The 24,203-nt window shown below is 55.3% G+C and carries 22 protein-coding genes, 1 other RNA gene and 2 other annotated features (1 of these 25 running past the window's edge); of the genes, 1 reads left to right on the top strand and 22 read right to left on the bottom strand.

Features of this window, described 5'->3' with window-relative positions; genetic code table 11:
• Window positions 1-86, bottom strand: a binding site (T-box leader) (it extends 137 nt beyond the left edge of the window).
• Window positions 87-132: 46 nt separating this feature from the next.
• From GS3922_RS03390 to GS3922_RS03345, 11 genes are all read right to left on the bottom strand, one after another.
• Complete coding sequence (locus tag GS3922_RS03390) at window positions 133-1,194, bottom strand: AI-2E family transporter (protein ID WP_063165181.1); 1,062 nt, start codon at window positions 1,192-1,194, stop codon at window positions 133-135.
• A 121-nt stretch (window positions 1,195-1,315) separates the two neighbouring features.
• A complete protein-coding gene (locus tag GS3922_RS17015; RefSeq protein WP_081208394.1) occupies window positions 1,316-1,450 on the bottom strand; it encodes a YrzQ family protein in 135 nt (44 codons plus the stop codon).
• Between the two features lie 11 nt (window positions 1,451-1,461).
• A complete protein-coding gene (locus GS3922_RS03385) occupies window positions 1,462-1,653 on the bottom strand; it encodes a hypothetical protein (protein ID WP_008881018.1) in 192 nt (63 codons plus the stop codon).
• 15 nt (window positions 1,654-1,668) lie between these two features.
• A complete protein-coding gene (locus tag GS3922_RS03380) occupies window positions 1,669-2,142 on the bottom strand; it encodes a PRC-barrel domain-containing protein (protein WP_063165180.1) in 474 nt (157 codons plus the stop codon).
• Window positions 2,143-2,167: 25 nt separating this feature from the next.
• Window positions 2,168-4,522 carry an SF1B family DNA helicase RecD2 gene (gene recD2 / locus GS3922_RS03375; protein WP_063165179.1) on the bottom strand — a complete coding sequence of 785 codons (2,355 nt, stop codon included), beginning with the start codon at window positions 4,520-4,522 and terminating at the stop codon, window positions 2,168-2,170.
• Window positions 4,523-4,539: 17 nt separating this feature from the next.
• A complete protein-coding gene (locus GS3922_RS03370; RefSeq protein ID WP_063165178.1) occupies window positions 4,540-5,199 on the bottom strand; it encodes a tetratricopeptide repeat protein in 660 nt (219 codons plus the stop codon).
• Window positions 5,200-5,306: 107 nt separating this feature from the next.
• Window positions 5,307-6,422 carry a tRNA 2-thiouridine(34) synthase MnmA gene (mnmA, locus tag GS3922_RS03365; protein ID WP_063165177.1) on the bottom strand — a complete coding sequence of 372 codons (1,116 nt, stop codon included), beginning with the start codon at window positions 6,420-6,422 and terminating at the stop codon, window positions 5,307-5,309.
• Window positions 6,423-6,436: 14 nt separating this feature from the next.
• Entirely contained in the window at window positions 6,437-7,579 is a 1,143-nt protein-coding gene (locus GS3922_RS03360; RefSeq protein ID WP_063165176.1) for a cysteine desulfurase family protein, read from the bottom strand.
• A gap of 22 nt (window positions 7,580-7,601) precedes the next feature.
• Window positions 7,602-8,018 (bottom strand): cysteine metabolism transcriptional regulator CymR, encoded by a 417-nt coding sequence (gene cymR / locus GS3922_RS03355; RefSeq protein WP_063165175.1) that lies wholly within the window; start codon window positions 8,016-8,018, stop codon window positions 7,602-7,604.
• Window positions 8,019-8,028: 10 nt separating this feature from the next.
• Window positions 8,029-8,679: a YczE/YyaS/YitT family protein gene (locus GS3922_RS03350; RefSeq protein WP_063165174.1), complete on the bottom strand. Its 651-nt coding sequence runs from the start codon at window positions 8,677-8,679 to the stop codon at window positions 8,029-8,031.
• A gap of 64 nt (window positions 8,680-8,743) precedes the next feature.
• Window positions 8,744-10,039 carry a replication-associated recombination protein A gene (locus tag GS3922_RS03345; protein ID WP_063165173.1) on the bottom strand — a complete coding sequence of 432 codons (1,296 nt, stop codon included), beginning with the start codon at window positions 10,037-10,039 and terminating at the stop codon, window positions 8,744-8,746.
• Window positions 10,040-10,298: 259 nt separating this feature from the next.
• Here GS3922_RS03345 and GS3922_RS03340 point away from each other — a divergent pair, with 259 nt between their 5' ends.
• Complete coding sequence (locus GS3922_RS03340) at window positions 10,299-10,949, top strand: RsfA family transcriptional regulator (RefSeq protein WP_063165172.1); 651 nt, start codon at window positions 10,299-10,301, stop codon at window positions 10,947-10,949.
• Between the two features lie 48 nt (window positions 10,950-10,997).
• On the opposite strand, the gene GS3922_RS03335 is transcribed toward GS3922_RS03340, so the two are convergent.
• From GS3922_RS03335 to recJ, 11 genes are all read right to left on the bottom strand, one after another.
• Window positions 10,998-11,759, bottom strand: a complete 762-nt coding sequence (locus tag GS3922_RS03335; protein WP_063165171.1) for a tRNA threonylcarbamoyladenosine dehydratase — start codon at window positions 11,757-11,759, stop codon at window positions 10,998-11,000.
• Between the two features lie 154 nt (window positions 11,760-11,913).
• A non-coding RNA gene (ssrS, locus tag GS3922_RS03330) (6S RNA) lies at window positions 11,914-12,100 on the bottom strand.
• Between the two features lie 75 nt (window positions 12,101-12,175).
• Window positions 12,176-13,948, bottom strand: a complete 1,773-nt coding sequence (gene aspS, locus GS3922_RS03325) for an aspartate--tRNA ligase (protein ID WP_063165170.1) — start codon at window positions 13,946-13,948, stop codon at window positions 12,176-12,178.
• A 4-nt stretch (window positions 13,949-13,952) separates the two neighbouring features.
• Complete coding sequence (gene hisS / locus GS3922_RS03320) at window positions 13,953-15,236, bottom strand: histidine--tRNA ligase (protein WP_063165169.1); 1,284 nt, start codon at window positions 15,234-15,236, stop codon at window positions 13,953-13,955.
• A gap of 46 nt (window positions 15,237-15,282) precedes the next feature.
• Window positions 15,283-15,512, bottom strand: a binding site (T-box leader).
• Between the two features lie 280 nt (window positions 15,513-15,792).
• Entirely contained in the window at window positions 15,793-17,316 is a 1,524-nt protein-coding gene (gene ahpF, locus GS3922_RS03315) for an alkyl hydroperoxide reductase subunit F (protein ID WP_063165168.1), read from the bottom strand.
• A 14-nt stretch (window positions 17,317-17,330) separates the two neighbouring features.
• Window positions 17,331-17,894: an alkyl hydroperoxide reductase subunit C gene (ahpC, locus tag GS3922_RS03310; protein WP_020960702.1), complete on the bottom strand. Its 564-nt coding sequence runs from the start codon at window positions 17,892-17,894 to the stop codon at window positions 17,331-17,333.
• Window positions 17,895-18,249: 355 nt separating this feature from the next.
• On the bottom strand, window positions 18,250-18,423 hold the full coding sequence (locus tag GS3922_RS17785; protein ID WP_168157871.1) for a hypothetical protein: 174 nt from the start codon (window positions 18,421-18,423) through the stop codon (window positions 18,250-18,252).
• A gap of 79 nt (window positions 18,424-18,502) precedes the next feature.
• A complete protein-coding gene (gene dtd / locus GS3922_RS03305; RefSeq protein ID WP_063165167.1) occupies window positions 18,503-18,961 on the bottom strand; it encodes a D-aminoacyl-tRNA deacylase in 459 nt (152 codons plus the stop codon).
• 22 nt (window positions 18,962-18,983) lie between these two features.
• Window positions 18,984-21,182: a RelA/SpoT family protein gene (locus GS3922_RS03300; protein WP_063165166.1), complete on the bottom strand. Its 2,199-nt coding sequence runs from the start codon at window positions 21,180-21,182 to the stop codon at window positions 18,984-18,986.
• A gap of 140 nt (window positions 21,183-21,322) precedes the next feature.
• Window positions 21,323-21,835 (bottom strand): adenine phosphoribosyltransferase, encoded by a 513-nt coding sequence (locus GS3922_RS03295; protein ID WP_063165165.1) that lies wholly within the window; start codon window positions 21,833-21,835, stop codon window positions 21,323-21,325.
• Entirely contained in the window at window positions 21,835-24,192 is a 2,358-nt protein-coding gene (gene recJ / locus GS3922_RS03290; protein WP_063167296.1) for a single-stranded-DNA-specific exonuclease RecJ, read from the bottom strand. The genes GS3922_RS03295 and recJ overlap by 1 nt, the downstream gene beginning before the upstream one ends.
• Window positions 24,193-24,203 lie beyond the last annotated feature (11 nt).

Raw genomic sequence — 24,203 nt, 5'->3', positions numbered from 1 at the left:
ATTTCTTTCAGCCGCGGAAATTCCTCTCTGTGCGCTAAAGCGCGTTAAGATGGACTGCAACATACTCGATCCGTCATCGCGTTATGTATTCGCTTTTTCATTGAAAGATTATAGACAAGCCGCGCCCGTTTGTCAATGCGGGGCATAATGCTCTTTCCAATGCGCAATGGCTACTTTCAGCACCGCCGCGGTCGGGACGGCGAGAATGAGGCCGGGCACACCCGCAAGTTCGCCGCCGGCAAACAGCGCAAGCATAATGACAAGCGGATGCATATGCACACTTTTGCCGACAATCAGCGGTGACAAGACGTTTCCTTCTAAAAACTGCAAGGCAAAAATAATGGCGAGCACGATGATCACCATTTTAAGCGAAATGGTCGCTGCCAAAATGGCGGCTGGAATAGCGCCGATCAACGGGCCGAAATACGGAATGATGTTCGTCAGTCCGATCACAAACCCGAGCAAGAGCGGATAGTCCATGCCGGCGAGCCAAAGGCCGAGCGACGCCGCCGAACCGATGGCCGCACAGACGAACAGCTGACCGCGAATATAGCCGCCAAGCGACTCGTCAACGTCTTTTAAAAACGCCATCCCCGGTTCTCGCCACCGCTTTGGGGTCATATACCAAACCGCTTTTTTCAGCACATCGATATCTTTTAGCATATAAAACACGATAAACGGGATGAGAAGAACCGTCGCCGCCGAACCGATCAATGATTTGGCCGCGTTGATCGCCATCGTGACCGCCCTCGCAGCCGCCTCCTCAAGCTGCATAAACATCGCCTCAATGCGCGTATGCACCTCCATCGGCCACGTCGACGTTTCATCGTGGATGTGGCGCGCCCACTGCCGATATGTATTCATCAATGATGGCAACCGTTCATCCAGTTCGCGCAGCTGGGCGATCAAAACCGGCATGCCGCGGTAAAGGCCGTAGCCGACCGAACCGAAAAACAACAAATAAATGAGCAAAATGGCAAGCGCCCGCGGCATCCCCTTGCCGTGAAGATACTCAACAAGCGGATGCAACAAATAAGTAATAAACGCCGCCAGCAAAAACGGGGCTAAGGCGGTGGCAACAAAATCGACGACCGGCCACCAAACGTCTTTCATCCGAACGATTAAATACACGATTGCGGTAACTAACAGCCACTTTCCAATGCGCAAAAATGACAGCCATTGCTGCTCGCCCATCGCCACACCTCCTACCGTTTAGTGTAGGAGATGAAGTTGGAAATATGCTCCCGTTATCTCTTCCACTATTTCACAAAAAAGCAAGCCGCCCCCGCCGCGCGGGCGGGAAGCGGCAACGGCTTTAACGGATCGCCTGCATCAAGCGGCGGCGCATTCTCCGCATCGTGCGGCCGTTCGTCCAATTGTTGCGCTGGGCCAGCTGATAAGCAGCGACGCCTAACCCGACTGCCAACAGCGAAGTCATCGTCCGATTCATGCTCGTCCCTCCTAAAATTGGATCGTGCGCTCATGGTCGTCAAACAAGTCATCGAGGGAGCTTAGCGTCCCATCCTCTTCCACTTGATGGGCGTGAATCATTCCTTTGGAGACGGACAGCTCAATAAAGCAATCCCAGCAGTAATATTGGTTGACGCCGATCTTCCCCAAATTTTTTCGTTTGCAATTCGGGCAAATGAGCATCGACAGCCACTCTCCTTACCTCATTGTTTCAACCGTGACGACGCCTTCTTTGGCGGTGAACGGAGCTGCCTCCATTCGTTTCTTTCCTTCGGTCAAATCGGAAAAAAATCCCTCACTAATCTCGTATCCGTCAATTTTGCCCAATTGCCCGTCAAAATATACATCGTCGAGCAAGCCGATCGTCGTTCCGTCTGCGGCGACAACCAGGCTGCCGGCAATGCCGCGTTCACCGAAGAGAGAGTGGCCGCCATCAAGCGAGGGGAACGGCTGGAAGCTGCCAGCATCACGAATGATGACCCGGTCATTTTGCAACGATTGCACAGCCGAAAGCGGCAAGTAGCGGCGGCGGCCAAATAGACCTCTCCGTTCCGCGACAAACCCTTTGACCGTGCCATGGCTGGTAAACCAAATGTCGGCGATCGTCCCGACCGCTTTCCCTGTTGTCTGTTCATAAATGGGAAGCCCTTTGACGTCGGAAAACGTCCGCATCATTCTCCCACCTTTCCAGCCACTTTTAGCTTGGCTCATCGCCCATAAAGTCATACGGCGTAACGTTTTCCATCCCGGTATTCGCATCCTCAAGCGGCAGTTCCCCCTCAACAAACGACGCAGCCGCCAACTTTTCGGCGAGCGCTGTCCGGCGCGCTCCGTCGCCGCGTTGGGCAACGCCCAACCGGAACGCTTCTTCTTCACCGCATAAAATAAGAAACTGCTTGCTTCTTGTCACCGCCGTATACAACAAATTCCGCTTCAACATCCGGTAGTAGCTTTTGACAACAGGCAAAATGACGATTGGAAACTCGCTCCCTTGCGCTTTATGGACCGAGCAGCAATACGCATGGGTAATTTGCGCTAAATCTTGCCTTGTGTATGTCACTTCAACGCCGTCAAACGAGACAACAAGCAAGTCTTGCTTTTCCGTATTTTCTTTGGCGTAAAAAATGGCAACGACTTCGCCGATATCGCCGTTAAACACATTGTCTTCCGGCTGGTTGACGAGCTGGAGCACTTTATCGCCGACGCGGTACACAACGTCGCCGACGGAAAGCTCCCGTTTCCCGTCAGCCGGCGGGTTAAACAGCCCCTGCAGCACTTTGTTCAGCTGATCGATGCCGGCCGGGCCGCGGTACATCGGAGCGAGCACTTGAATGTCCTTGACGGAAAACCCTTTGTTGCGCGCGTTGTCAGCAATTTGCCGCACAACATCAGCCACTTGTCCGGCGCGGCAACGAATGAACGAACGATCCGCCTTCGGGGCGGTCAAGTCGGCCGGCACGACGCCGCGCTTCATCGCATGGGCGAGCTCGATGATCGATGATCCTTCCGCTTGGCGGTACACCTCGGTCAGTTTGACCGATGGAACGACGCCCGACTCAAGCAAATCTTTCAACACTTGCCCGGGGCCGACCGATGGCAGCTGATCCTCGTCGCCAACGAAGATGACTTGCATTCCGTCAGGCACGGCTTTTAACAGCTGATTGGCCAACCACGTATCGACCATCGACACTTCATCGACGACAAGCAGCTTGCCGGCAATCGGCTCATTTTCATCGCGGCTGAATCCTTCCACTCCATTCCAGCCAAGCAGCCGGTGAATCGTTGCCGCCGGCAGCCCGGTCGCCTCGCTCATCCGCTTTGCCGCCCGTCCGGTCGGAGCGGCGAGCAGCACGGGAAACGGTTCATCGTTTTTGTAATCGGCAGGGTCGAGCGACAGGCCGTGTAAGGCGGCAAACAGTTCGACGATGCCTTTAATGACCGTTGTTTTTCCGGTTCCCGGACCGCCGGTCAAAATAAAGAGCGGCGAAGAAAGGGCCTGTTGGATTGCCTCTTTTTGCTGGGGCGCGTATTGCATCCCGAGCCGCTCCTCAAGCGCCCCGAGCGCAAGCAAAAACTCCGACTCGGCAAACGCCGACGGCGGCGTTTGCCTAAGCAGCCGCTGAATGTTTGAAGCGATCCCTTTTTCGGCGAAGTAAAGCGAGGGAAGATAACAGCGGCTTTGCTCCATGATCATCTTCCCTTCTTCGCTTAACATGAGGAGCGTCTGCCCGATGGCTTGTCCATCGACCGCTCCGTTTTCCCTTCCGCCAAGCAGCTCCGCCATGCGGCCGATGAGCTCTTCCTCTTTCATATAGACGTGCCCTTCTTGCAGGCATGCCTGCTCAAGGACAAACAGGCAGGCGGCGCGCAGCCGGGCCGGGTGGCTGCCGGAAATGCCGAGCTGCCGCCCAAGCTCATCGGCGCGGCCAAAGCCGATCCCTTCAATGTCTTCGACGAGCTGGTACGGGTTTTCATGAATGATGTCCATCGTCTCTTCGCCGTATACTTGGTAAATTTTCATCGCCAGCTGCGGACCGAAGCCGAGCTGGGCGAGGGCGATCATCGTCTGCTCGAGCCCTTCGTGGGCGCAAAGCGTTTCATACAATTGCTTCGCTTTTTGCTTCGTCAGCTTCGGCACGCGCCTAAGCGCCTCCGGATCGCGCAAAATCGTGGCGATCGCGTTTTCGCCGAGCGCCTCCACAATCGCTGCCGCCGTCTTTTTTCCGATTCCTTTAAACAAGCCGCTTGACAAATAATGGATAACTCCTTCTTTCGTGTTTGGAAGCTGTTTGCGGAACTGCTCGGCCGCATATTGGCGGCCAAAGCGCGGATGCTGGCGGAACTGCCCATAAAAAACGTACACGTCCCCCTCATTTAAACGAGGAAAATAACCGGTGACGACCACTTCCTCCTCCGCAGCCGCTTCATTTGTTTCTTCGACACGGATGCGGACGACCGTATATAACGTTTCTTCGTTATGGAAAATGACGGCCAAACACGTTCCTTTCATAAACGTGCGTCCATCGAGCGCGAGCGATTGCTGCTCTTGCAACAGTCATCCCCTGCCTTTTACGGCGCAAGCCGCTTTTCCATCAGTTTCTTTCCGTACCCAGCGAGCACGTGATCCGGATTGGCATCCAAAGCGGCAGCAAATAAATCGCGGGCAGCGGCCGGATCATCTTTGTACGCATAAATAACGCCTAAATTGTAATACGCATCCGCATGGCGCGGATTGTGTTCCAACGTTTTTTCGAAATACCGTTTCGCCTCATCGACATAATCGAGGGTGGCAAGGCAAAGACCAAGCTGAAAAAGCGCTTCAGCATCCCCTTCGTCCAGTTCAGCCGCCCGCTGCAAGTAAGGCAGCGCGAGGCGCGGCATCTCAAGCCGCCATAACGACATCCCGAGCATAAAGTGCGTATCGGCATCAGCCAATCCGAGCGCAAGCGCCCGTTCAAACATGTCTTTCGCTTGGGCGAACTGCTCGCGCTTGTAGTACACCGTGCCGATGCCGTAAAAGGCCGCCGCCCGTTCGTCAAGCATAAGCGCCTGCCGGAAGCATTCAAGCGCCTTCTCTTCTTCGCCGGCAGCGGCAAGAACGGTGCCGATGTTAATATAACCGGCCGGATCATCAGGACGCTCATTCACTGCTTCAGAAAAGCAACGAAGCGCTTCTTCGTACTCTCCGGCGCGCATATGCGCCAACCCTCGTTCATTCAGATTGGCCACCGCTCATCCCTCCCGTTTCTAGTTTAGCACATATGTTCGTTTTTTTCGAGCAATTGCAAAAAATACCCCAACCCGAGGCCGGGTTGAGGCTTTTTCTATCCGTACAATCAACCGACATACCAAAGCTTTTCACCATCACGGAACACTTCATCAATCGTGCCGCCGCCGAGGCATTCGTCACCGTTGTAAAAGACAACCGCCTGACCCGGTGTCACCGCCCGCGCCGGCGCATCGAAGATGACTTCCGCCTTGCCGTCCGCAAGCGGATGAACCGTGACGCCGAGATCCGGCTGGCGGTAGCGGAACTTCGCTGTGCAGCGGAACGGCGCTTCCGGTTTGCGGTCGGACACCCAGTTGACATTGACCGCCTTTAACGACGTGGAGTACAAATATTCGTTGTCAAACCCTTGGGCGACATAAAGCACGTTTTCGCGCACATCTTTGCCGACGACAAACCATGGTTCGCCGCTGCCGCCGATGCCAAGACCGTGGCGCTGGCCGATCGTGTAATACATCACCCCGTCATGCCGCCCTTTTACCTCGCCGTCGAGCGTTTTCATCACCCCCGGCTGAGCCGGCAAGTAGTGGCTTAAAAACGCTTTGAAATCGCGCTCACCGATAAAGCAAATGCCGGTGCTGTCTTTTTTCCCGGCGGTGGCAAGCCCGGCTTCTTTCGCGATCCGGCGCACGTCCGCTTTGTGCAAGTGGCCGATCGGGAACATCACGTTTGACAGCTGGGCTTGGCCAAGCTGGTTTAAAAAGTACGTTTGATCTTTGTTCGGGTCGGCCCCGCGCAGCATTTTATATTCGCCGTTGCGAAACTCGACGCGGGCGTAATGACCGGTCGCGACATAATCGGCGCCGATCGACATGGCGTGCTCCAAAAACGCCTTGAATTTAATTTCCTTATTGCACATCACGTCCGGGTTCGGGGTACGCCCAGCTTTGTATTCGTCCAAAAAATACGTAAACACTTTGTCCCAATATTGCTTTTCAAAGTTGACTGCATAGTACGGGATGCCGATTTGGTTGCAGACGCGCACGACATCTTCGAAATCTTCCGTCGCCGTGCAAACGCCGTTTTCATCGGTGTCATCCCAGTTTTTCATAAAAATGCCGATCACATCATATCCTTGTTCTTTTAACAATAGCGCGGCGACTGACGAGTCGACGCCGCCGGACATGCCGACGACCACGCGCGTTTCATGCGGTGGTTTGTTCATGCGGTTTCACCCCCTCATCGGTTTGTGAGCCGTTTGACGATCTTGACCGTTTCTTCTGCAGCCCGCTCGATTTGCTCGTTCGTGTTGCCGAGCCCGAAGCTGAAGCGGACGGACGATCGGATGCGCTCAGACTGCCTTCCGCACATAGCGACAAGCACGTGAGAGGGGTCGATCGAACCGGCTGTGCACGCCGAGCCGCTTGAGGCAGCAATGCCGGCCAAATCCAAGTTGACGAGCAGCGATTCGACGTTCGTTCCCGGAAACGCAACGTTTAAAATATGCGGCAGGCCGTCTTGGCTGCCGTTCACGACGTAGTCAATGCCCGACGAGCGGAAAATGTCAAGCATCACCTCGCGCCAGGCGGCGTATTGTTTGCGCTTTTCCTCCCTCGTCCGCCCGGCGATTTCCGCCGCCTGCGCCAAGCCGATGATGCCGGGAACGTTTTCCGTGCCGGCGCGCCGTTTCCGTTCTTGCTCACCGCCGAAAAGCAGCGGCGTGATGCGGACCGTCTCCCGAATGTACAGCGCCCCGCTTCCTTTTGGGCCGTTAATTTTGTGGCTTGAAAGCGACAGCAAGTCGACCCCATATTCATTCACATCGATTGGGAGAAGCCCGTACGCCTGAACGGCATCGGTATGAAAATACGCCGGGTGGTCGCGAAGCAGCGCGCCGATTTCACGGATCGGCTGGATTGTGCCAACTTCATTGTTGGCGAACATGACCGACACTAAAATCGTCTCATCGCGCAGCGCAGCTTTCACGTCATCAACCGACACGATCCCCTGTTCATCAACCGGCAAATATGTCACGTCAAACCCTTGTTTTTCTAGATATTCGCAAGCGCGCAAAACAGCGTGATGCTCGATGGCGGTTGTAATGATATGGCTGCCGCGGCTGCGGTTGGCCATCGCCGTTCCGATGAGCGCAAAGTTATCCGCTTCCGTGCCGCCGCTTGTAAACACGATCTCCGTTTCTTTCGCTCCGAGGCTGCGGGCGACGGCTGCCCTCGCTTCGTCAACCGCGCGGCGGCTTTGCCGGCCGAAATAGTGGATGCTTGACGGGTTGCCGAACTGTTCGGTCATCCAATGGACCATGCCGGCCGCCACATCCGGATGCACGGGCGACGTGGCAGCATGATCCAAATAAATCCGTTCCAACAGTCATTCCCCTTTCTATCGCTTAAATATAAAACATATATGCCCCATCATCCCCGTCGCTATACTTCGCCAAATCCTCGAGTGTTGTGCTGTCAAGCACTTCCTCGACCGCGTCACGGATGCGAATCCATAGCTCGCGCTTGGCCGGCTCCTCCTCTTCAAGTTCCTCGACCGGAGTAAGCGGTCCTTCAAGCACGCGAAGAATATCACCGGCCGTAATTTTCGCCGGATGCTCCGCCAGCACGTAGCCGCCATACGCCCCGCGGATGCTTTTGACAAGCCCGGCGTTGCGCAACGGCGTGACGAGCTGTTCCAAATAATGTTCAGATAAATTGTTCGCCTTAGCGATCGAACGAAGCGAAATCGGGCGATCGCCATATTTTTTGGCCAATTCGATCATAATCGTCAACCCGTACCGGCCCTTCGTCGAAATTTTCATCATATCCCCCCTAACGGCTTAACCCTTGCACGCGAACGATTGTCGTCCCGAGCAGACGTCCGGTCATTTTCTGGCATTGCGGCAGCGCCAAGCCGGCGACCGAGCCGATCGTCACACAAAAAAGAAGCGTGCCGAACGACACCGGACCGCCAAGCAGCCAGCCGACGAGCAACACGAGCGCTTCCATGCCAATGCGAATGTATGCGACTTTCCACCTAGTCAACTCGGTCAGAGCGAGCATCAAACTGTCACGCGGACCGGCGCCGACGCCGGCGGAAATGTATAAGCCCATGCCATACCCGGACACGATGATGCCGGCCATTAACAAGGCGTATTGTTCGAGCGGCTGTTCCGGTGTTTTGAGCTGCGGAATCATCATCCACCCATCGATCAGCATTCCAACCGTCACCATGTTTAAAAAAGCGCCAAGCCGCGGACGCTGCTTCACAAGCAGCGCAGAAGCCGCAAGCACCCCCATCCCGACAATGATCGACCACGCGCCGATCGTCAAGCCGAATTGTCGTTGCAAGCCGATATGAAGCACATCCCACGGTGCGCAGCCGACGTCGGCCTTAATCGTCAACACGATGCCAAATGACATGACGAACAAACCGGCAAAATAAATGCCCCAACGCAACCATGGGATATCGTTGTGAGCCATTGTTGATGCGCCCCCTCTGTTGAGCCAATCGCTTGTGTTATTATACCATAAATGCCTCTTCCGTTCACGGCTCAACATTGCCGTCTTGTTTCAACTGCCGAAGCCGCCGGTACACTTTAGCATAATATTTTTCCTCCCCATGCTCTTTCGGCTCGTAGTAGCGGACGCCTTCCAGAGCGGCCGGCAAATACGCTTGGGCCACCCAGCCGTTTGGATAATCGTGCGGGTATAAATAGCCTTGTCCATGTCCGAGAACAGCCGCTCCTTGATAATGGGCGTCTTTTAAATGATCCGGAATCTCGCCAAGCTTTCCGGCGCGCACATCAGCGAGCGCCGCATCGAGCGCCTTGTAGGCGCTGTTGGATTTCGGGCTCAAACAAAGCTCAACTGTTACAACCGCAAGCGGAATGCGCGCCTCCGGCAGCCCGATCCGCTCCGCTGCCGCAACGGCCGCCTGCACTTTCACTCCCATCATCGGGTTAGCGAGCCCGATATCTTCGTAGGCGATGACGAGCAGCCGCCGACAGACGGCGGCTAAATCCCCTCCTTCAAGCAGCCGCGCCAAATAATGAAGCGCGGCATCAGCGTCGCTGCCGCGCACGCTTTTTTGAAACGCGGAAAGCAACGAATAGTATGTATCGCCATACTTGTCATGAGTAAACCCGCGATTCGCGGTGCATGACGCGACGATCTCTTCATCGATATACAGGGAGCCATCGCGCTCATCGGCTGCTGCGACCGCCGCCTCAAGAAGCGAGAGCGCGGCGCGCGCATCCCCGCCGGCCGCCTCGGCGATGCGCCATAACAGCGCCTCATCGATGATTACCGGCGTTTCTCCGACCCCGCGTTCCGGATCGGTGAGCGCCCGTTTCAAAATCACGAGTAAATCAGCCGGCTGAAGCCGCTTTAACTGCTGAATTTGCCCGCACCGGCTGCGGATCGCTGGGTTCACCTCATGAAACGGGTTTTCCGTCGTCGCCCCGATCAACGTCACGAGCCCGGATTCAAGATGCGGAAGCAAAACATCTTGCTGCGCCTTATTCAGACGGTGAATTTCGTCGATAAACAAAAGGACATGGCCCGACCAGCGCGCCGCTTCGGCCGCTTCCTCGATCTCCTTTTTCCCGGATGCCGTCGCGTTGATGGCGACCAACTCCCGCCCGGCGGTGCGGGCGATGGCGTAAGCGAGCGACGTCTTTCCTGTCCCGGGCTCCCCGTAAAGCAGCAGCGATGGCACATACCCTTTTTTTACCATTTTGTAAAGCGGCGTCCCTGGTCCGATGATATGCGCCTGCCCGACGATATCATCGATCGTCCGTGGCCGCATCCGCACCGCCAACGGTTCCGTCGTTTTTCGCATGCCGATCCCTCCTTCGTTCCATTGTACAGCGGCAGCGGCCGCTTCGCCAACTGTAACCTCACCTCCTTCGGCGGAAAACGTCCGCTCCTTTTCATGTTATGTAGTAGACTGGTTGATTGGAGCGGCGCAGCCTATTCGTTGTCGCTTGCATTCAAACAGCCGGGCGGAAGGGAGGGAAAATGAATAAAAGGGAGTTTAAATTGGAAAAAGAACGGAAAAACTATCATCATATCAACATTACATTTGCGGGGTGGACAGCATGAAGACAAGACAGGATGCGTGGTCACACGAAGAAGACGTACTGCTCGCTGAGACGGTGCTGCAATACATACGCGAAGGAAAGACCCAGCTCGCCGCCTTTGAAGAGGTCGGAAGGCAGCTGCGCCGGACAGCGGCGGCATGCGGTTTCCGTTGGAACGCCGAAGTGCGGAAACGTCATCTCGCCGCCATCGAACAGGCGAAAAAACAGCGAAAAGAGCGAAAACGGGCGCTAGAGATGATGAAAAAATGGCAAAAAGAAGCGAACGCTGTAACATTTCGCCCCCTTGACGAGAACAAAGGCGCCGAAGGGTCATCCCCGTTTCTCCCGGCTGCTCCGTTGACGCTTGACCAATGCATTTCCTTTTTGCAAGCGCTGCGGCGTGATGCGGAACAGTTGGAAGCCGCCCACCAGGAAAACGAACGGCTGAAACGGGAGCGAACCGAATGGCTGGCGCGCAACGAGCAGCTGACCCAAAAGCTGGAGCGCCTCGAGGCGCGCCAGACGACCGTTCAAGAAGATTACGAGGCGCTCGTCAAAATTATGGCCCGCGCCCGCCAGCTCGCTTCGGAAGAAGGCGAACGCTTCTCCCTCGCCCAGCTGCTTCTCACAGAAACGGGCGAACAAAGCGAACCGATGGCACATTCATAATAAAAACAAAAGGCGATGGGGTTCATCGCCTCTTGTTGATTTAATGGCTTATTCGCCGACGCGGGCGATCGGAATTTCTTTCAACAATTCATTAATGACATATGACGCCATAATGAGCCCGGCAACCGATGGAACAAACGCGTTCGATGACGGCGGCATTTTCGCCTTGCGGATCGGCGAGGCGTCATTGCCGACGACTTGGCGGACGTCCTCGCGAATTTTCACCGGCTTCTCGTCGGAAAAGACGACCGGAATGCCGCGGCGGATCCCTTCTTTGCGCAGTTTGGAGCGGATGACTTTCGCGATCGGATCGGTGTGCGTTTTCGAAATGTCGGCGATGCGAAAACGAGTCGGATCCATTTTGTTCGCCGCACCCATGCTCGAGATGATCGGGATGCCGCGCTCAAGACATTGTTTCATTAAGTGCACTTTATACATAATCGTATCGGACGCATCGATGACAAAATCCAAGTGATGAGCGAAAAACTGCTCGTACGTCTCCTCGGTGTAAAACATTTGCAAGGCGATTACTTCGCACGCCGGGTTAATATCGGCGATGCGCTCCTTCATCAGCTCGACTTTCGGTCGGCCGATCGTCGACAATAAAGCATGAATTTGCCGGTTAATGTTCGTAATATCGACGTTGTCGCGGTCAACGAGCACCAGCCGGCCGACCCCGGAACGGGCGAGCGCCTCGACAGCGAACGACCCGACGCCGCCGACGCCAAGCACAGCGACAGTGGCATTTTTGAGTTTCTCAAGCCCTTCCGGACCAATGGCCAGTTCATTGCGGGAAAATTGATGCAGCATCGTTCTCCTCTCCATTTGTTCAGAAATTGATCATTATGCCGCTTTTTATCCTACATGAAGTTAGCCGATGTGGCAACGGCATTTTGCTGGCAAAACAAAAACCCCCTATGCGTTTGTCGGCATAGGGGCATCATTGTTTCATTCTCCTATGTATACCAGTCCCAATCGTGCCGTCGATGCCTTCGTTTTGAACCCGCTCTCCCATAGGTGGGTGCCCTGTTCCAAGGTTTGCGCTTCCCCTGTGACAAAGGGGCATGCACGCCGCTTGGAAACCCCAGGCTCCCGGATCATTGACTGTTCGGTCAAAACGATGGGTGATGCGACGAACACATTAGGACGGTGGGTTGCTTTCATTGTATCATATTTTTCAGCGTTTGTGAACACCTGTCACCGATGTTTCCTTGCCGGCGGAGCGGCTATTCCTGGTTAGGCAGCACGACAGCCAAATGCAGCTCTTCCAGCTGTTTTTCGCTGACCGGTCCGGGCGCTTCGGTGAGCAGGCAGCTGGCGCTCGCCGTTTTCGGAAAGGCGATCGTATCGCGCAAGTTCGTGCGCCCGGCTAAGAGCATCACAAGCCGGTCGAGGCCAAGCGCGATGCCGCCGTGCGGCGGGGTGCCGTACTCAAACGCCTCAAGCAGAAATCCAAACTGGCGGCGCGCCTCTTCTTCACTGAATCCTAAGGCGCGGAACATTTTTTCTTGCACATCACGCTCAAAAATGCGGAGCGAGCCACCGCCGAGCTCATAGCCGTTTAACACCAAATCATACGCCTGCGCGCGAACAGCGCCCGGGTTGGTCTCAAGCAGCGGAATGTCGTCGCGCGCCGGCATCGTAAACGGATGGTGGGCGGCGTAATAGCGGCCTTCCTCTTCGTCATATTCCAACAGCGGCCAGTCCGTCACCCATAAAAAGGCGAGCTTCGTTTCATCGATTAAACCGAGCTCTTTGCCGAGCCGAAGCCGCAGCGCGCCGAGGGCCGCGGTAACGACCGCCTTTTGGTCGGCGACAAACAAAAGCAAATCCCCGTTTTCGGCAGCGAGCAGCTGGCGCAGCGCGGTTTGCTCCTCAGCGCTGAAAAACTTGGCGATCGGCCCTTTCAGCTCATCACCTTCTACTTTTAACCAGGCGAGCCCTTTCGCCCCGTAACGGCCGGCAAACTCCGCTAACGCATCAATGTCTTTGCGGGAATAGCGGCTTGCCGCCCCTTTCACGTTGATCGCCTTCACTTGGCCGCCCTGCTCGACGGCGCGGCTGAATACTTGAAACGCGGAGCCGCGGACCGCTTCCGACACGTCGACAAGTTCCAAGCCAAAGCGCACATCCGGCTTATCGGAGCCGTAACGGCTCATCGCCTCATCATACGTGATGCGCGGGAACGGGCGCGGAATGTCAATCCCTTTGGCCGCTTTGACGACCGCCGCCATCATCCGTTCGGTTAAATCGATGATGTCTTCTTGATCGATAAACGACATTTCCATGTCAATTTGCGTAAACTCCGGCTGGCGGTCAGCGCGCAAATCTTCATCGCGGAAGCAGCGCGCAATTTGGTAATAACGTTCAAAACCGCCGACCATCAGCAGCTGCTTAAAAATTTGCGGCGACTGCGGCAAGGCGTAAAATTCGCCCGGGTGGACGCGGCTCGGCACTAAATAGTCGCGCGCCCCTTCCGGCGTGCTTTTCGTCAACATCGGCGTCTCGATTTCCAAAAAGCGTTCGCCGTTCAAAAAGTCGCGCACCGCTTTCGTCACCCTATGCCGGAGCTCCAGCGTTCGAAACATGACCGGGCGGCGCAAATCCAAATACCGGTATTTCAAACGCACGTCTTCCGCCGCATCGGTGTCATCCGTGATCGCAAACGGCGGCGTTTTTGCTTCATTGATAATGTCGATGCGTTCCGCCTGCACTTCGATGCGGCCGGTCGCGATGTTCGGGTTGACCGTCTCCGGCGCGCGGGCAACAACCGTCCCCTCAACGCTCAGCACATATTCGCTCCGCACGCGCTCGGCGGCCGCCAGCGCTTCGGCCGACACATCCGGGCTGACGACGATTTGCACGATGCCTGTCCGGTCGCGCAAATCGATGAAAATGAGCCCGCCTAAGTCGCGGCGCTTTTGCACCCAGCCTTTAAGCACGACGCGCTCGCCGACGGCCGTTTCCGGCACTTCACCACAATAATACGTCCGTTCCACCTTTTTACTCCTCCTCCCGTTTTATCCGTTCTGTTAAAAAGGACACGAACTCGCCAAGCGGCACATCGGTTTGCTCGCCGCTCGCCATATGTTTCACGGCCGCTGTCTGTTTCTCGAGCTCCTCGTCGCCGATGATGGCAACGAACGACGCGCCAAGCCGGTCAGCGGCCTTCAACTGCGCCTTCAGTTTCCGGCCCAAATAGTCTTGATCAGCGCGCAGGCCGGCACGGCGCAATTCGTAAACGAGGCGGACAGCTTCATCTTTCGCCCGTTCGCCGACAGCGACAACATAGCAATCGATTCCTTGACGGATCGGCAGTTCGATTCCTTCCGCCTCAAGCGCCGCCAACAGCCTCTCAATGCTTAGCGCAAAGCCGATGCCCGGCGCTTCCGGGCCGCCGATCTCTTGCACGAGCCCGTTATAGCGCCCGCCGCCGCACAGCGTCGCCGCCGCGCCGAACCCTTCGGCCTCGCTCATAATTTCAAACGTCGTATGGTTGTAATAATCGAGCCCGCGCACAAGCCGTGCGTCGATGACAAACGGGATGCCAAGCATCGTTAAATATTGCTTCACTTTCTCAAAATACGCGCGCGACTCGTCGTTCAAATAGTCTAAAATCGACGGCGCTGACGCCATCAGTTCATGGTCGCGGTCTTTTTTGCAGTCAAGAATGCGGAGCGGATTCGTCTCAAGCCGCGCCTGACAGTCCGGGCACAGTTCATGAATGCGGCCGGAAAAATGGCGGACGAGCGCTTCGCGGTGCGCCCGGCGGCTGTCTAAATCGCCTAAACTGTTGATCACAAGCCGGATGCGTTTTAACCCGAGCGCCTCATAAATGTGCATCGCCAACGCCATCACCTCGGCGTCAATCGCCGGGTCGCTGCTGCCAATCGCCTCGACGCCAAACTGGACGAATTGGCGGAACCGCCCGGCTTCCGGCCGCTCATAACGGAACATCGGTCCGGTATAATACAGCTTGACCGGCTGGTTCGGGCTGCCATACAGCTTATGCTCGACGAACGCCCGCACGACCGGCGCCGTTCCTTCCGGGCGGAGCGTCAACGCACGGCCGCCTTTGTCTTCAAACGTGTACATCTCTTTTTGGACGATATCGGTCGTATCGCCGACGCCGCGCAAAAACAGTTCAGTATGTTCAAAAATCGGCGTCCGGATTTCTTCATAGCCATACCGCCCGCAAAGGTCGCGGGCCACTTGTTCGGCATATTGCCATTTTTCCGTTTCACCCGGCAGCAAATCTTGTGTCCCTCTCGGAATTTGAAAAGCCATGCTCTTCCTCCTTTGCCAAAATAAAAACGCTCTCGTCCCCATCATCGATAGGGACGAGAGCGTGATTCCCGCGGTGCCACCCTAATTGAAGCATACAGCTTCCCCTTGTCGCCGCTAACGCGTGGCGCGCGTTCCCCCTTACTGGCGCAAAGCGCGTTCAAAGGGAAACCTATGGAGTGTCTTTCGTTAAGCCATCATGGAGAAACGCTCACAGCCTCAGGCGTTTCCTCTCTGGCCATGTGGGCCTTAACTACTTTTCTCCGTCATCGGTTGTCACGTATAGAAAATGTAATTTTATATTACGGAGAAAGCCGGGCGTTGTCAAGCGATCCTTGCTGCGAAACCGCTCTTTGCCTGCGCCCGGCTTAAAGGCGGGGCTTCAAATGCCCTGTGCGCCCGATTTGAGACGTTCCATGTCTCCCCTTCGCTAGGAATCATAGAGCCGGCTACATCAAAGCAATCGGCTCATTCCATGTCTAAAGGCGGGTTATACCATGCATAGAGGTTGAAACCGATGATCCTTTAATATTATTAAAGAGAGCCGAAAACGGCTCTCTTAATGGCGAATTAAGTAATCAAACGCGCTCAATGCAGCGGTAGCGCCCGAACCCATCGAAATAATGATTTGCTTATAGGCGCTGTCCGTACAGTCGCCCGCGGCAAAGACGCCTTCGACATTGGTCGCTCCGCGTTTATCGACGATGATCTCGCCGATGCGGTTCCGTTCCACCGTTCCTTCAAGCCACTCTGTATTCGGCACAAGGCCGATTTGCACGAATACGCCTTGCAGCTCGATATGGTGCTCTTCCCCTGTCTCCCGATCTATATACGTAATGCCATTTACTTTGTCTGTACCGGTAATTTCTTTCGTTTGCGCGTTTTTGATGACCGTCACGTTCGGCAAGCTGTACAGCCGGTCCTGCAAAACAGCATCCGCTTTTAATTCAGGGGCAAACTCGAGCACGGTCACATGCTTGGCGATGCCAGCAAGGTCAATCGCCGCTTCCACGCCGGAGTTGCCGCCGCCAATGACCGCCACGTGCTTGCCTTCAAACAGCGGACCGTCACAATGCGGGCAGTAGGCGACGCCTTTGTTTTTGAACTCTTCCTCGCCCGGCACGCCGAGATTTCGCCAGCGGGCGCCGGTAGAAAGGATGACCGTTTTGCTTTTTAAGACGGCGCCGTTTTCCAGCTCCACTTCAATCAAGTCTTTTTTCTCAAGCCGTTTGGCGCGCTGGATCATGATGTCGACATCGTATTGTTTGACATGCTCCTCTATGCTGGCCGCCAGCTTCGGTCCTTCCGTATATTTGACGCTGATGAAGTTTTCAATGCCGAGCGTATCTAAAATTTGTCCGCCGAAGCGGTCGGCGACAATGCCGGTGTGAATGCCTTTGCGCGCCGCATAAATGGCAGCTGTCGCTCCCGCCGGGCCGCCGCCGATGACAAGCACATCAAACGGGTCTTTATCGGCAAACGAAGCAGCATCCGGCCCGCTTCCTAGTTTGGCGAGAATGTCTTCAATCGACATGCGGCCGCTGGCAAACATCTCACCGTTTAAAAAGACGGTCGGCACGGCCATAATGCCTTTTTGTTCCACTTCGTCCTTAAACGCCGCCCCGTCGATCATCGTATGCGAAATATCGGGGTTCAGCACGCTCATGATGTTAAGCGCTTGAACGACATCCGGGCAGTTATGGCACGTTAAGCTCACGTACGTTTCAAAATGATGTTTGCCCCGGATTTGTTGAATGCGGCGCACCACATCCTCGCTCACTTTTGGCGGCCGGCCGCTCACTTGAAGCAGGGCCAGCACCAAAGACGTAAACTCATGGCCTAGCGGGACGCCGGCAAAGGTGACGCCGGTGTTTTCGCCGACCCGGTTGATGCTGAAGCTCGGCGTGCGTTCAAGTTTTGCTTTTTCCACTTTGATTTTCGGCGACATGGCCGTCAACTCATCGACTAAAGCAAGCATATCGCGGGAAACGTTGTCGTCTCCCGCGCTTACCGTCAAAACAATGTCATTTTCAAGCAATTGCAAATACTGGGCGAGTTGTGCCTTGATGTCCGCATCAAGCATGGTCAAAAGCCTCCTTAAATTTTGCCGACAAGGTCAAGGCTCGGTTTCAGCGTTTCACCGCCCTCTTGCCATTTCGCCGGGCACACTTCCCCCGGATGGTTGCGCACATATTGGGCGGCTTTGATTTTGTCAATCAGCGTGCTCGCTTTGCGGCCGATGCCGTCGGCGTTGATTTCCACCGCTTGAATGACACCGTCCGGGTCAATGATGAACGTGCCGCGTTGAGCCAGACCTTGCTCTTCGTCAAGCACATCAAACATGCGCGACAGTTGGTGCGAAGGGTCGCCGATCATGACATATTCGATTTTGCTGATGGCTGGCGATGTGTCATGCCATGCTTTATGTGTAAAGTGCGTATCGGTCGAAACCGAATATACTTCGACGCCAAGTTCTTTAAACGTAGCGTAATGATCTTGCAAATCCTCGAGCTCCGTCGGGCAAACGAACGTAAAGTCGGCCGGATAGAAGCAAACGATGCTCCACTTCCCGAGGAAGTTTTGTTCCGTCACTTCAACAAAATCTCCGTTGTGATACGCTTGTGCTTTGAATGGTTCTACTTTTTTCCCTACGAGAGACATTCTTCATCTACCTCCTGCAATTGCTAGTCTTTAAATTAAAATGATTTTAATACGATATTGATTATCATATAGAAGTATATATTTTGTCAACACATATGCTTAAAATTTTTCCATCACGCCGATCCGGCTTCGGGTGCAGAACGGAGCGCCCATAGGATGCACATGGACTCATCGCCTGACTGAGAAGCTCCCAAATGGGAGGGGATCAGCCAATTCAGTTTTCGCATATCCTTCCTTCTCCTCGAGAGCTCCATCGCACCGGTCATCCAATTTGATTGCCATACAGCCTAGACCCGCCAAACACTCACACGCCGGGCGCCGTCCCATCGTCCGAAGCGTCGGCGCTTGACCATGTTCACGGGCGAAACCGTTGTTTTTTCAGCATTTGCATATCTTTTAGCGTCACGCCGAACTCAGACGCCAGCTCAAAAGCGCTGTACTCGGCCTCAAGCCGCATCCATTCATGGAAGTCGGCGGAAAGCACGTCGCTTGTTCGGTGCGCCTGCTCGCTTCTGCCCGTTTGCCGCATCGCTCTTCCTCCTTTCTACGCCGCCGGTCTGTTTTCATCTTTCCCATTTTCCGCTGAAAATAAAAAAAACCGGGAAACGTCATTCGTTTCCCGGTTTGTCGCCGCTGTCGATAATAAGCGTGACCGGCCCGTCGTTTATGAGCGACACGTCCATCATGGCGCCGAACACGCCGGTTTCGACCCGGACGCCTTTTTCGCGCAAGAAGGCGTTGAACGCCTCGTAAAGCGGCAAAGCGCGATCCGGTTTCGCCGCTGCCATAAAGTTCGGCCGCCGCCCTTTCCGGCAGTCGCCGTAAAGGGTGAACTGCGACACCGACAGCACGGCCCCGCCAACCTCAAGCAACGAGCGGTTCATTTTTCCGCCTTCATCCTCAAAAATGCGTAAATGGGCGATTTTCTCCGCCAAATAGGCGGCGTCATCCTCCGTATCATCGTGCGTGACGCCAAGCAGCACGACAAGCCCGGCGTCAATCGCCCCAACGACCTCGCCGCTGACGGTGACGCTCGCCTGTTTCGCCCGCTGGATGACCGCTCTCATCGTCCTCCCCCTTTCGACACCCCTAGTTGTTCATCAGGCGCTGAACCGAATAAATGTCCGGAATTTGTTTAATTCGCTCCACTACCTTTTGCAAATGGCTGATGTTATGAATGGCGATCGTCATATGGATCGTCGCGATTTTATGCCGGTGATCCGAGCGACCCGAGACGGCGGAAATGTCGGTGCGCGTCTCGTTCACCGCCTGCAGCACTTCATTGAGCAAGCCGCGGCGGTCAAAGCCGGTAATTTCAATGTCGACGTTATACTCGCGTTCGCCGTTCGTGCCGCTTTCCCATTCAACCGGAATCAACCGGTCAGCCGCCTCTCCCGCCTGCACGTTCGGACAGTCGGCGCGATGGACGGAAATGCCGCGCCCGCGGGTGATAAAGCCGATAATTTCATCGCCCGGCACCGGGTTACAGCAGCGCGACAGGCGAATGAGCAAGTTGTCGATCCCTTGGACGCGAATGCCGCAGTCGCGCTTTTTGCCGGCCGGCAGCTTCGCTTCTGAGACCGCTTCGGCCAGCTTGCGCTGCTGCTCTTCGAGGTCGCGCTGTTTGCGCCATTTTTCCGTCAGCCGGTGGGCGATTTGCATCGCCGTAATCCCGTGATAGCCGACGGCCGCGTACATATCGTCTTCGTTCGAGAAATTGAACTTTTCCGCAACGCGTTTTACATTGTCGGCCGTCATCACTTCTTTCGGCTCGAAACCGAGGCCGCGCACCTCTTTTTCAACCATCTCTTTCCCTTTTTCGATGTTTTCCTCGCGCTGCTGTTTTTTGAAAAACTGGCGGATTTTGTTGCGGGCCTGCGACGTTTTCGCCAATTTCAGCCAATCCTGGCTCGGTCCGTACGAATGTTTCGACGTTAAAATTTCGACGATGTCGCCCGTTTGCAGCTTATAATCAAGCGGCACCATTTTGCCGTTCACTTTCGCACCGATCGTTTTATTGCCGATTTCCGAATGGATGCGGTAGGCGAAATCGATCGGCACCGAGCCGGCCGGCAGCTCGATGACGTCGCCCTTTGGCGTGAAGACGAACACCATGTCGGAAAACAAATCCATCTTCAGCGACTCCATAAACTCCTCGGCGTTGCTGGCGTCGTTTTGCCATTCTAAAATTTCCCGGAACCACGACAGCTTTTCTTCAAACGAGTTCGGCTTCACTGTCTTTCCTTCTTTGTACGCCCAATGGGCAGCGATCCCAAACTCGGCGATCTGGTGCATCTCAAACGTGCGGATTTGCACTTCGAGCGGCTCACCTTTTGGACCAATGACCGTCGTATGGAGCGACTGGTACATGTTCGGCTTCGGCATGGCGATGTAATCTTTGAATCGGCCTGGCATCGGCTTCCAGCACGTATGGATAATGCCGAGCACCGCATAGCAGTCTTTGATGCTGTTGACGATAATGCGGACGGCGAGCAAATCGTAAATCTCGTTAAACTGTTTGTTTTGCATGACCATTTTCCGGTAAATGCTGTAAATGTGTTTCGGACGTCCGGAAATTTCGCACGGAATGTGCACTTCATTGAGCCGTTCACGCACTTCCTGGATGACCTCTTCCAAATATTGCTCGCGTTCGGCCCGCTTTTTCTTCATCAAGTTGACGATGCGGTAATATTGTTGCGGATTCAAATAACGAAGTGCCGTATCCTCAAGCTCCCATTTAATTTTCGAAATGCCGAGCCGATGAGCGAGCGGGGCGAAAATTTCGAGCGTCTCATTGGCGATGCGCCGCTGCTTTTCCGCCGGCAAATGTTTTAACGTCCGCATGTTATGCAAGCGGTCGGCCAACTTAATTAAAATGACGCGAATATCTTGCGCCATGGCCAAAAACATTTTCCGGTGGTTTTCCGCCTGTTGTTCCTCTTGCGACTTATATTTAATTTTGCCAAGCTTCGTCACGCCGTCAACGAGCATCGCCACGTCCGCACCGAACTCGCGCTCAAGATCCTCTTTGGTCGCCTCGGTGTCTTCGATGACATCATGCAAAAACCCGGCGGCGATCGTCGTCGCATCCATTTTCAAGTCAGCCAAAATGCCGGCGACTTGAATCGGATGGATGATATATGGTTCGCCCGACTTCCGAAATTGATCGCGGTGGGCGTGTTTCGCAAATTCATACGCCTTTTTTAAAAAAGCGACATCTTGTTCCGACAAATAACAGCCCGCCTGTTCAAACACTTGCTCCGCTGTCAGCACTTGTTCATTGGCCATATAGTTGGATCACCTTTAATTCCATAAAATAAAATTCACGCGCCAAGGCGTAAACATCGATGACGTTAATAAGAAAGAGCACTCGTGCGAGTGCCCCTTTTTTCTCTATTGTAGCGGAAGAAGCGAACAATGTCGACTATTTAAAACTGCATAAGCGCCAAAATATCATACCCCTCCAATTTTTTGCGCCCGCCAAGCTCGGTCAGTTCGATTAAAAACGCCAAGCCGGCCACCACTCCGCCCAATTGCTCGACCAAATCGATCGTCGCCCGCATCGTGCCGCCCGTTGCTAACAAATCGTCGGTAATTAAGACGCGCTGCCCCGGTTTAATGGCATCTTTGTGCATCGTCAGCACATCCGTCCCATATTCCAATCCGTATTCAACGCGAACGACTTCGCGCGGCAATTTCCCTTCTTTGCGCACCGGGGCAAAACCGACGCCAAGCGCATAGGCAACCGGACAGCCGATGATGAAGCCGCGCGCTTCCGGTCCGACAACGATGTCAATTTGCTTTTCGCGCGCATATTGAACAATTTGGTCGGTCGCGTATTTGTACGCTTTTCCGTTATCCATCAGCGTCGTAATGTCTTTAAACATGATCCCCGGTTTCGGAAAATCAGGCACAATCGTAATATATTGTTTCAAATCCATTATACGTTTGCCTCCTCGTACGTTTGCGAACGTGTCATTTCTGTTAAACAGCGTTTCAACTGCTCGTAAGTGGAATATAATAACTGATGTTCCACCTCAAGTTCATCCCGTCGGCGTCGGTATGTCGGCGACTCATGCAAATCGCGCTTCGCCGGTGTACGGACGAGTGAGATGACGCCGTTTTGTTCGCGAATAAACTCAAGCTCTAAAAACACTTTCGCCATGAAATGAACCGTCTCTTCCGTCCAGCCGCGGGCGCGCGCCAATTGCCCGCCCCGCTCGGTGAGCGGAAACGAACGGTATTTATGCAAAAAAGCATAAAACCATTTAAAATGGTCGCGCGTCGGAAACGTCCGGAAAAACTGCGCTTCCGGCTGTGCGAACACCGCGTAAATGCGCTCCGGCTGCCCGTTGCCGAGCAGGGCGGCGAGCCGGCCAAGCTTTGGCGGCAAGTCAAGCAGCACGACATAGCGGCCGTCAATCACTAAGGCGCCCGCCTCTTCATCACTTGGCACATAATGAAGTTCGTCGCGAAACGCCGCCAAATCCAAGCGATTTTCGGTTTCGCGGCGAAACAAGACAAGCAGCCGCTTCTCTTTCGGCAGCCGTTCAAGAAGCGGGCGGACGTCGCGGCAGCCGCGGGCATCAAACAGCTGGCAGCCGCTCACCGCTACATCGCACAACGCCAGCTGCGGCTTCGCCAGCCCGTTCCATTCGTTCACCGTAAGTTCTCCGACGGCCGACACACGCGCCCCTGGAGCGATTTCCTCGCAGAACGGTCCGAGGCCGAAGCCAATGGCATCAACCGTTGCGCCGTCTTGGGAAAAGACGGCTTTCATATGGGCGCCGTTCGCCCCGACGCGCCGCATCGTTTCAACCGCCGCCTCCTCGATGAGCAGAAGCGGCCGCGGATTGCCGACGCCAAACGGGGCGAGCCGCTCAAAGCTTCGTGCGGCCGACAGCGTCAGTTCGGCAACAGAGCAGGCAGCATCGATGAACGTCGGCGGCGTAAAATCGTCGTCTGACAACGTCCTAGCGGCGATATCATTCAACCGCTCCCGCAATTCCTCCACATCATCCAGCGCTAAGGTCATTCCCGCCGCCATCGGATGGCCGCCAAAATGCGGCAAAATGTCACGACATTGGGACAGACTGGAAAAAAGGTCAAAGCTATGGATGCTGCGAGCCGAGCCTTTGGCGATCCCTTTTTCCCGATCGGCCGAAAGCACGACTGCCGGACGGTAAAACTGCTCAACAAGCTTCGAGGCGACGATGCCGACAACCCCCGGATTCCATCCTTCACCGGCGACAACAAGAACGCGATGCTCCTCAGGCGGAAACTGGCGCCGCACCATCTCCGCCGCTTCTTCCGCCATTTGCGCCACAAGCTGCTGGCGTTCACGGTTTAGCTCGTCCATCTCTTGGGCCAATCGGGCCGCTTCGTCCTCATCATCTGTCATTAGCAGCGCCACAGCCGGATCGGCACCGCCGAGGCGGCCGGCCGCATTCAGCCGCGGCGCGATGGCAAAACCGACCGTCTGCTCGTTGACTGTCGCCGCATCAATGCGGCATTGCCGCCAAAGGGCACGCAACCCGGCGCGATCCGTTTTGCGCAGCGCCTCAAGCCCTTGCGCGGCAAGGAGGCGGTTTTCTCCAACGAGCGGCACTAAGTCGGCGATCGTCCCGATCGCTACCAAATCAAGCAGATGGCGCGGCACCCGCCCAAGCAATGCGTGGGCCACCTTAAATGCGACGCCGACGCCGGCTAAATCGCGAAACGGATATGTACTTCCCGGCTTTTTTGGATGAATGATCGCGTACGCCTCCGGTAATACCGGACCGGGTTCATGGTGGTCGGTCACAATGACATCAAGCCCCCACTCGTTAGCGGCGGCGATTTCATTGACCGCGGCAATCCCGTTGTCGACGGTCACAATCACGGAAACGCCCCGCTCTTTTGCGGCGCGAAATGCCGTCAGATTCGGACCGTATCCTTCCGTAAAGCGGTTGGGAATGTAGAACTCAACCGACGCCCCCGCCTCTTTCAGAGCGCTCACCATCACCGACGTACTGCAGACGCCATCGGCATCATAGTCGCCATAGACAAGCACAAGTTCGCCGGCGTCGATGGCCCGCTCTAAACGCTGGATCGCCCGCTCCATCCCGTCGAGCAAAAACGGGTCGTGAAACGGCTGTCCGAGCGGATCGAGAAACGCGGCCGCTTCCGCCGCCGTCCGCACGCCGCGGCGAACAAGAAGCCTTGCCATCAACGGCGCGATGCCGGCTTCCTCGGCCAGCCGCTTCACCGTCTGTTCGTCAGGGCGATTGACTTCCCAACGCGTTTTCGCTTTTAACATGTCCCCCACCT

The sequence above is a fragment of the Geobacillus subterraneus genome (assembly GCF_001618685.1).
GTDB lineage: Bacteria > Bacillota > Bacilli > Bacillales > Anoxybacillaceae > Geobacillus > Geobacillus subterraneus.
Note: the sequence above shows the minus strand (reverse complement) of the source record. Positions and strands in the feature narration are given on the sequence as shown.

Bases quoted from the DNA above. Each gene is read 5' to 3' on its own strand.
- GS3922_RS03380 (WP_063165180.1), bottom strand. From the start codon at position 2,142: ATGCGGACGTTTTCCGACGTCAAAGGGCTTCCCATTTATGAACAGACA.
- GS3922_RS03335 (WP_063165171.1), bottom strand. From the start codon at position 11,759: ATGCTGCATCAATTTTCCCGCAATGAACTGGCCATTGGTCCGGAAGGG.
- GS3922_RS03340 (WP_063165172.1), top strand. From the start codon at position 10,299: ATGAAGACAAGACAGGATGCGTGGTCACACGAAGAAGACGTACTGCTC.
- GS3922_RS17785 (WP_168157871.1), bottom strand. From the start codon at position 18,423: ATGCGGCAAACGGGCAGAAGCGAGCAGGCGCACCGAACAAGCGACGTG.
- GS3922_RS17015 (WP_081208394.1), bottom strand. From the start codon at position 1,450: ATGAATCGGACGATGACTTCGCTGTTGGCAGTCGGGTTAGGCGTCGCT.
- ahpF (WP_063165168.1), bottom strand. From the start codon at position 17,316: ATGCTTGATGCGGACATCAAGGCACAACTCGCCCAGTATTTGCAATTG.
- GS3922_RS03390 (WP_063165181.1), bottom strand. From the start codon at position 1,194: ATGGGCGAGCAGCAATGGCTGTCATTTTTGCGCATTGGAAAGTGGCTG.
- GS3922_RS03345 (WP_063165173.1), bottom strand. From the start codon at position 10,039: ATGCGAAAAACGACGGAACCGTTGGCGGTGCGGATGCGGCCACGGACG.
- hisS (WP_063165169.1), bottom strand. From the start codon at position 15,236: ATGGCTTTTCAAATTCCGAGAGGGACACAAGATTTGCTGCCGGGTGAA.
- recJ (WP_063167296.1), bottom strand. From the start codon at position 24,192: ATGTTAAAAGCGAAAACGCGTTGGGAAGTCAATCGCCCTGACGAACAG.
- GS3922_RS03295 (WP_063165165.1), bottom strand. From the start codon at position 21,835: ATGGATTTGAAACAATATATTACGATTGTGCCTGATTTTCCGAAACCG.
- cymR (WP_063165175.1), bottom strand. From the start codon at position 8,018: ATGAAAATTTCGACGAAGGGCCGGTACGGGTTGACGATTATGATCGAA.
- GS3922_RS03350 (WP_063165174.1), bottom strand. From the start codon at position 8,679: ATGGCTCACAACGATATCCCATGGTTGCGTTGGGGCATTTATTTTGCC.
- dtd (WP_063165167.1), bottom strand. From the start codon at position 18,961: ATGAGAGCGGTCATCCAGCGGGCGAAACAGGCGAGCGTCACCGTCAGC.
- ahpC (WP_020960702.1), bottom strand. From the start codon at position 17,894: ATGTCTCTCGTAGGGAAAAAAGTAGAACCATTCAAAGCACAAGCGTAT.
- mnmA (WP_063165177.1), bottom strand. From the start codon at position 6,422: ATGAACAAACCACCGCATGAAACGCGCGTGGTCGTCGGCATGTCCGGC.
- GS3922_RS03385 (WP_008881018.1), bottom strand. From the start codon at position 1,653: ATGCTCATTTGCCCGAATTGCAAACGAAAAAATTTGGGGAAGATCGGC.
- GS3922_RS03300 (WP_063165166.1), bottom strand. From the start codon at position 21,182: ATGGCCAATGAACAAGTGCTGACAGCGGAGCAAGTGTTTGAACAGGCG.